This window comes from Burkholderia sp. BCC1985 (genome assembly GCF_905339915.1).
In the GTDB taxonomy this organism is placed as follows: domain Bacteria; phylum Pseudomonadota; class Gammaproteobacteria; order Burkholderiales; family Burkholderiaceae; genus Burkholderia.
Genome location: NZ_CAJPGY010000052.1, coordinates 40,745 through 47,276 on the forward strand (window position 1 = coordinate 40,745; position 6,532 = coordinate 47,276).

General features: G+C 69.3%; 7 protein-coding genes. 1 reads left to right on the plus strand and 6 read right to left on the minus strand.

The window, feature by feature from the left end:
- Positions 1–143: 143 nt before the first annotated feature.
- The 5 genes from U4Z31_RS32430 to U4Z31_RS32450 form a co-directional block, all read right to left on the minus strand.
- Positions 144–662 (minus strand): DUF1993 family protein, encoded by a 519-nt coding sequence (locus tag U4Z31_RS32430; protein ID WP_044846223.1) that lies wholly within the window; start codon positions 660–662, stop codon positions 144–146.
- Positions 663–844: 182 nt separating this feature from the next.
- On the minus strand, positions 845–1,474 hold the full coding sequence (locus U4Z31_RS32435; protein WP_044846222.1) for a riboflavin synthase: 630 nt from the start codon (positions 1,472–1,474) through the stop codon (positions 845–847).
- Between the two features lie 14 nt (positions 1,475–1,488).
- Positions 1,489–2,610, minus strand: coding sequence for a bifunctional diaminohydroxyphosphoribosylaminopyrimidine deaminase/5-amino-6-(5-phosphoribosylamino)uracil reductase RibD (ribD, locus tag U4Z31_RS32440; protein ID WP_321812491.1), 1,122 nt, complete (start codon positions 2,608–2,610; stop codon positions 1,489–1,491).
- Positions 2,611–2,625: 15 nt separating this feature from the next.
- Positions 2,626–3,909, minus strand: a complete 1,284-nt coding sequence (hemL, locus tag U4Z31_RS32445; protein WP_044846220.1) for a glutamate-1-semialdehyde 2,1-aminomutase — start codon at positions 3,907–3,909, stop codon at positions 2,626–2,628.
- Positions 3,910–4,083: 174 nt separating this feature from the next.
- Positions 4,084–4,536: a hypothetical protein gene (locus U4Z31_RS32450; protein WP_257768111.1), complete on the minus strand. Its 453-nt coding sequence runs from the start codon at positions 4,534–4,536 to the stop codon at positions 4,084–4,086.
- A gap of 247 nt (positions 4,537–4,783) precedes the next feature.
- Here U4Z31_RS32450 and U4Z31_RS32455 point away from each other — a divergent pair, with 247 nt between their 5' ends.
- On the plus strand, positions 4,784–6,001 hold the full coding sequence (locus U4Z31_RS32455; protein ID WP_044846218.1) for a Bcr/CflA family multidrug efflux MFS transporter: 1,218 nt from the start codon (positions 4,784–4,786) through the stop codon (positions 5,999–6,001).
- 20 nt (positions 6,002–6,021) lie between these two features.
- Here the strand turns inward: U4Z31_RS32455 and U4Z31_RS32460 are convergent, their stop codons facing one another.
- On the minus strand, positions 6,022–6,483 hold the full coding sequence (locus U4Z31_RS32460) for a type VI secretion system amidase immunity protein Tai4 (protein WP_044846305.1): 462 nt from the start codon (positions 6,481–6,483) through the stop codon (positions 6,022–6,024).
- Positions 6,484–6,532: the final 49 nt, after the last annotated feature.

Below are 6,532 nucleotides of genomic sequence, written 5' to 3' on the forward strand. Positions count from 1 at the left end.
CCGCGTTTCGGCTGGCACCGGCTGCGCGCGGCCGGCGAGCGCGCCGAAACGCGGTGCGACCGGCCTGCGAGGCGGGCCTGCCCGGGCCGCCGCGGCCCGCCCGATGTCAGGCAGCCGCAGGCTGGCCGGGACCCGGCCGTGCGTCACGCGTGGTCGTTGCGGCCGCCGAGGTAGTCGAGCTTGCCGAGTTCGACGCCGCTGTGACGCAGGATGTCGTACGCCGTCGTCACGTGGAAGAAGAAGTTGGGCAGCACGAAGTTCAGCAGGTACGACTGCCCGGTGAACTCGATCGGACCGACACGCATCTTGAGCACGACCTGGCGTGCTTCGCTGCCGTCGATCTGCGCGGCGTCGAAGCCTTTCAGATAGTCGATCGTCTTCTGGATGCGCGCATGCAGTTCGTCGAACGTCTGCTCGACGTCGGGGAAGCTCGGGATGTCGACGCCGGCGAGCCGCGCGGCGCAACCCTTGGCCGTGTCGGTCGCGATGTACACCTGGCGGACGAGCGGCAGCATGTCCGGATAGAGGCGTGCGCCGATGAACACCGACGGGTCGATCTGCTTCTCGGCCGCGTGCGCCTGCGCCTTGCCGAGGATGTGCTGCAGGTTGGTCAGGCCGCGGATCAGGACGGGCAGCGAAGCCTGGTACATCGAGATGGACATGGGGACGACTCCTGGAGGAAAAGGGGGCAGCCGGGACGCGGCGCACCGTGCGTCGCGGCGCCGAAAACGCTGCCGTTGCATCTTAGCGCGACGGGATGGCGCGTGCGCGTCGTTGGCCATCAGGCCAGGTGCCGCGCCGAGCCGCCAGCCGCCAATCCCTGCCCAGGGGCGGAACCGCCGGATCAGTCCTGATGCACGCCCTGTGATGCCGACATCATCCGCTCGACATACCGCGCGATCATGTCGATTTCGAGATTGACCTTGTCGCCGGCCTTCACGTGACGCAGCGTCGTGACATCGACCGTATGCGGGATCAGGTTGATCGAGAATTCGCAGCCGTCGGCGCGATCGTCGACCGTGTTGACGGTCAGGCTCACGCCGTTGACCGTGATCGAGCCCTTGTACGCCAGATAGCGGCCGAGCTCGCGCGGTGCGACGATGCGCAGCTCGTGCGACTCGCCGACCGGCGCGAAGCGCGTCACGGTACCGAGGCCGTCGACGTGGCCCGACACGATGTGCCCGCCGAGGCGGTCGTGCGCGCGCAGCGCCTTCTCGAGGTTCACTTCGCCGGGTTGCGCGAGCCCGACCGTGCGGTTCAGGCTTTCGCGCGACACGTCGACGTCGAATCCGGTGCCGGTCTTGGCGATCACCGTCATGCACGCACCCTGGATCGCGATGCTGTCGCCGAGCGCGACATCGGCGAGGTCGAGCCCGCCGGCCTGTACGGTCAGCCGCACGCCCGCGTCGGGCGACGCGCCGAGCGGGGTGATCGATTCGATGCGGCCGACGGCCGCGACAATTCCGGTAAACATCGTGACGGCTCCGTTCAATGCGTGGCAGGGGGCGGCGCGACACGCGCCAGGATCCGCAGATCGTCGCCGATCCGCTCGACGCTGTGGAACGCGAGCCGCGTGCGGGCGTCGAGGCTCGCCGGTGCGGCGAGGTCGAACATGCCGGCCGCGTCGCTGCCGAGCAGGCTCGGCGCGAGATAGACCAGCAGCTCGTCGACGCACTGCTCGCGCAGCAGCGAGCCGTTCAGCTTGTGGCCGGCCTCGACGTGCAGCTCGTTGACGCCGCGCGCGCCGAGCGCCGCCAGCATCGCGGGCAGGTCGACCTTGCCGTGTGCATTCGCGAGCGGCACGATTTCCGCGCCGCGCGACTTCAGCACGTTCGCGCGCACTTCGCCGGCGGCATCGAGCCGGCCGCAGAAGATCAGCAGCGGCGCGCCTTCGAGCAGGCGCGCGTCGAGCGGCAGGTCGAGGCGGCTGTCGACCAGCACGCGCTGCGGCTGGCGCGGCGTGTCGATGCCGCGCACGGTCAGGAGCGGGTTGTCCTCGCGTACGGTGCCGATCCCGGTGAGGATCGCGCACGCGCGCGCGCGCCATGCGTGGCCGTCGAGGCGCGCGGCCTCGCCGGTGATCCACTGGCTTTCGCCGGACGGCAGCGCGGTGCGTGCATCGAGCGACGCGGCCGTCTTCATCCGCACCCACGGGCGGCCGCGCGTCATCCGCGACACGAAGCCGATGTTCAGTTCGCCCGCTTCATGCGCGAGCAGCCCGCAGCGCACGTCGACGCCCGCGTCGCGCAGCATTCCGAGGCCGCGCCCGGACACCTGCGGATTCGGGTCTTCCATCGCCGCGACGACCTTCGCGACGCGCGCTTCGATCAGCGCGTTCGCGCACGGCGGCGTGCGGCCGAAGTGGCTGCACGGCTCGAGCGTCACGTACACGGTGGCGCCGGCGACGTCGTGGCCGCGCGCGCGCGCGTCCTTCAGCGCCTGCACTTCCGCGTGGTCCTGGCCGGCCGGCTGCGTGAAGCCTTCGCCGATCACGTCGCCGTCCTTGACGATCACGCAGCCGACGCGCGGGTTCGGCGCGGTCGTATACATGCCGCGCGCCGCGAGCGTCAGCGCGCGCTGCATGTGGGCGAAATCGGTATCCGAGAACATGCGTGCGGACCCGGGTCAGGCGGCCAGCGCCGCGAACGCGCGGCGCGCGGCCGCGAGCGTCGCGTCGATCACCGCGTCGTCGTGCGTGCTCGACACGAAGCCGGCCTCGTACGCGGACGGCGCGAAGTACACGCCTTCGTCCAGCATCAGGTGGAAGAAGCGGTTGAAGCGCTCGGTGTCGCTCTTCGTGACTTCCGCGAAGCTCGTCGGCACGCGCTCGGCGAAGTACAGGCCGAACATCGCGCCGATCGAGTCGGCCGCGAACGGCACGCCGGCCGCGCGCGCTTCGGCCGCGAGGCCGTCGGCGAGGCGCTTCGTCTGCGCGGTGAGCGCGTCGTAGAAGCCGGGCGCCTGGATCAGCTGCAGCGTCTTCAGGCCCGCGGCGACCGCGATCGGGTTGCCCGACAGCGTGCCGGCCTGGTACACGCCGCCGAGCGGCGCGAGGTGGGCCATGATGTCGCGGCGGCCGCCGAACGCGGCAGCCGGCATCCCGCCGCCGATCACCTTGCCGAGGCAGGTGAGGTCGGCCGCGATCCCGTAGTACGCCTGCGCGCCGCCGAGCGCGACGCGGAACCCGCACATCACCTCGTCGAAGATCAGCACGGCGCCGTGCTTCGTGCACAGCGCGCGCAGCGCGTTCAGGAATTCGGGCGTGCCGCGCACGAGGTTCATGTTGCCCGCGACGGGCTCGACGATCACCGCGGCGATCTCGTCGCCGAACGCGCCGAACGCTTCTTCCAGCGCGGCGACGTTGTTGTATTCGAGGACGGTCGTGTGCTTCGCGATGTCGGCGGGCACGCCGGCCGACGTCGGGTTGCCGAACGTCAGCAGGCCCGAGCCGGCCTTGACCAGCAGGCTGTCCGCGTGGCCGTGGTAGCAGCCCTCGAACTTGACGATGCGGCTGCGGCCCGTGAAGCCGCGCGCGAGACGCAGCGCGCTCATCGTGGCCTCGGTGCCGCTCGACACCATCCGCACCTGCTCGATCGACGGCACCAGCTTGCAGATTTCCTCGGCGATCTCGATTTCCGCTTCGGTCGGCGCGCCGAACGAGAAGCCGTCGGCGAGCACGCTCTGCACGGCCGACAGCACTTCCGGATGGACATGGCCGACGATCATCGGGCCCCACGAGCCGATGTAGTCGATGTACTGCTTGCCGTCGGCATCCCAGAAGTACGGGCCTTGCGCGCGCGACACGAAGCGCGGCGTGCCGCCGACCGAACGGAAGGCGCGCACCGGCGAGTTGACGCCGCCCGGGATGGTCTTCTGGGCGCGTTCGAAGAGGATCTGATTGTTGGACATGTGCGAAACCTGCGAGAGAAGGGCGCGGGGGCCTGTGCACGGGCCGCGGCGCCTGAGCGGAACGATCGTCTGATTGTACCGGAGACGCGCGCGGCGGGCCGGCGGCCCGGTCTGCGGCCTTTGCGCGCGTGGGAGATTGGCCGGCGCGAACGGCGCGCGGCCGATCCGGCCCGCTTATCGTGGCGACCGGCGCTTGCCGGTCAGCTCGGCCCAGCGCTTCTCGAGCGGGCCTTCGACCATCGGCTTGATCGACGTGCCGGAAGACTGCGCGTCCCAGGTCTGCACCGAGTACGGATGCGCGCGCAGCGCGTCGCGCGGGATCACGACGTCCTGGTGGGCGTCGACCAGCCAGTCGTAGACGAAATCGATGCACAGCCGGTAGCCGCGTTTCGTCGCCGGGTCGGGGACCTCGTAGGGCGCGCGCGTCACGTAGCCCGAGCCGAACACGCCCTTCGGCTCCTGCGCGACGCGGTGCAGGAACACACGGTCGCCCGGCAGGATGCCGCGCGCGAAGCCGCAGCCCCACACGTCGTGCACGGCCTCGCCGGCCTTCACGCGCGCGGCGACGTCGGGCAGCTCGGGCCACGGCCATTTCTTGGGGCTCCAGATCAGCAGGAAGGCGGTCATCGGGTCGGTCGTGCGTCTGATTGATCAGACAAGAGAGGCGGGGAGCAGCAAGCTTAATCGAATCCGCGCGCGGTCTGCCGCGACGCCGGTCATTCGCGCGTGTTCCAGCCTGGCGCGGCAGACCGCGCGCGGCACGCGAAAAAGTTGCGCGTACAATCATGTGCTTGAACGCGCCGCTTGCGGCGTAGCCTCCCGTCTTCACCGCCACGCGTGCCCAGATGCGCGCGGGCCTCCATTGCGGATACCCATGTCCCACGTCGTCCGGCGCCGGCCCGATGCCCGGCTGATCCTGTTGCTCGGCGCGCTCGCCGCCTGCGGGCCGATTGCCACCGACATGTACCTGCCGAGCCTGCCGTCGATCGCCGACGGCTTCTCGGTGAGCCCCGGCGCAGCGCAGCGCACGCTGACGAGCTTCATGGCCGGCTTCTCGATCGGCATGCTGCTGTACGGTCCGCTGTCCGACACGTGGGGCCGCCGGCCCGTGCTGCTCGGCGGCATCGCGCTGTTCACGCTCGCGAGTGTCGGCTGCTTCGTGTCGGGCTCGATCGACATGCTGATCCTCGTGCGCTTCCTGCAGGCGCTCGGCGCGGGCGCCGCGTCGGTGCTCGCCCGCGCGATCGCGCGCGACGCGCACGAGCCTACCGATGCGGCGAAGGTACTGTCGATGGTCGCGATCGTCACCGCGGTCGGGCCGCTGCTCGCGCCGCTGATCGGCGGCCAGATCCTGCGCTTCGCCGGCTGGCGCGGCGTGTTCGTCGTGCTGGCCGCGTTCGGTGCGCTGTGCGCGGCGACCGCGTACCTGCGCGTGCCCGAAACCTGGCCGAAGGAGCGGCGCAAGAGCACGGCCGTGCTCGCGTCGTTCGCGTCGTACGGGCGCATCCTGTCCGATCCGGTCGCGTGGGGGCACATGCTGTGCGGCGGGATGGCGTTCGCGTCGATGTTCTCGTACATCACCGCGACGCCGTTCGTGTACATCGAGTATTTCCACGTGTCGCCGCAGCATTACGGGCTGCTGTTCGGCCTGAACGTCGTCGGGATCATGATCGGCAACTTCGCGAACACGCGGCTCGTCGGCCGCGTCGGCTCGCTGCGCCTCATCGCGACCGCGTCGCTCGTGAGCTGCGTCGCGTCGCTCGCGGTCGCGCTGGTCGCGCTGACGGGGTGGGGCGGGTTGTGGTCGATCGTCGTGTGCCTGTTCTTCGTCGTCGGCGTGGTCGGGATCCTGTCCGCGAACTGCACGACCGACCTGATGCATCGCTATCCGCACAACGCGGGCGCGTCGGCGGCCGTGTTCGGCGCGATGCAGCTCGCGCTCGGCGCGCTCGCGAGCGTCGCGATCGGCGCACTCGCCGACGGCACGCCGTTCGCGATGGGCGTGACGATCGGCGTCTGCGGTGTGCTGTGTTTCGTCGGGCGTTACCTCGTGCTGCGCTGGCATGGCCGGCCGGTGAAAGCGGGGGCTTGAGCGGTGCGGGAGGATCGGCCTCACCTGGAGCGGTCTGACGAGCGATTATCGAGTCGATAGCTGCGCTTCGGGTTGATGACAAACCGTTTGACCTGAGCGTCGAGTTCCTTGCTGTGGTACAGGTCCAGGCATTTCAGAAAATCAAACCTCATGCCTTTGATTTCGGATTCGACGATCGGATTGCGATAGTCGCGTGCAAGAAAACGATTGACCAGCGATTTGCCCGCGTCGGGGTTCCGTTCCAGATCGAAGCTGGTCCAATCCATTAATGCACTGGCGCTGCTTCCCGCGTCCATCGCAGCGGATGGTGCATTCCGATAAGCGGTCGCGATACATTCGGCGAGCACCATGTCCTTGTAGTTCTGCGCGTAGGTTCGGGCGCCGGCTTGTGGCGACGATGTCGTATCCGTTGCATGGCCCGATTGTGCCGCCAGCGTCAGTGCCGAAAATATCACACGCCGGAGCAGCGGATTTTGTCTCATGGCGGCCTCCAGAGGCGTGCACAGATCCAACACATCGCCTAAAAAATAA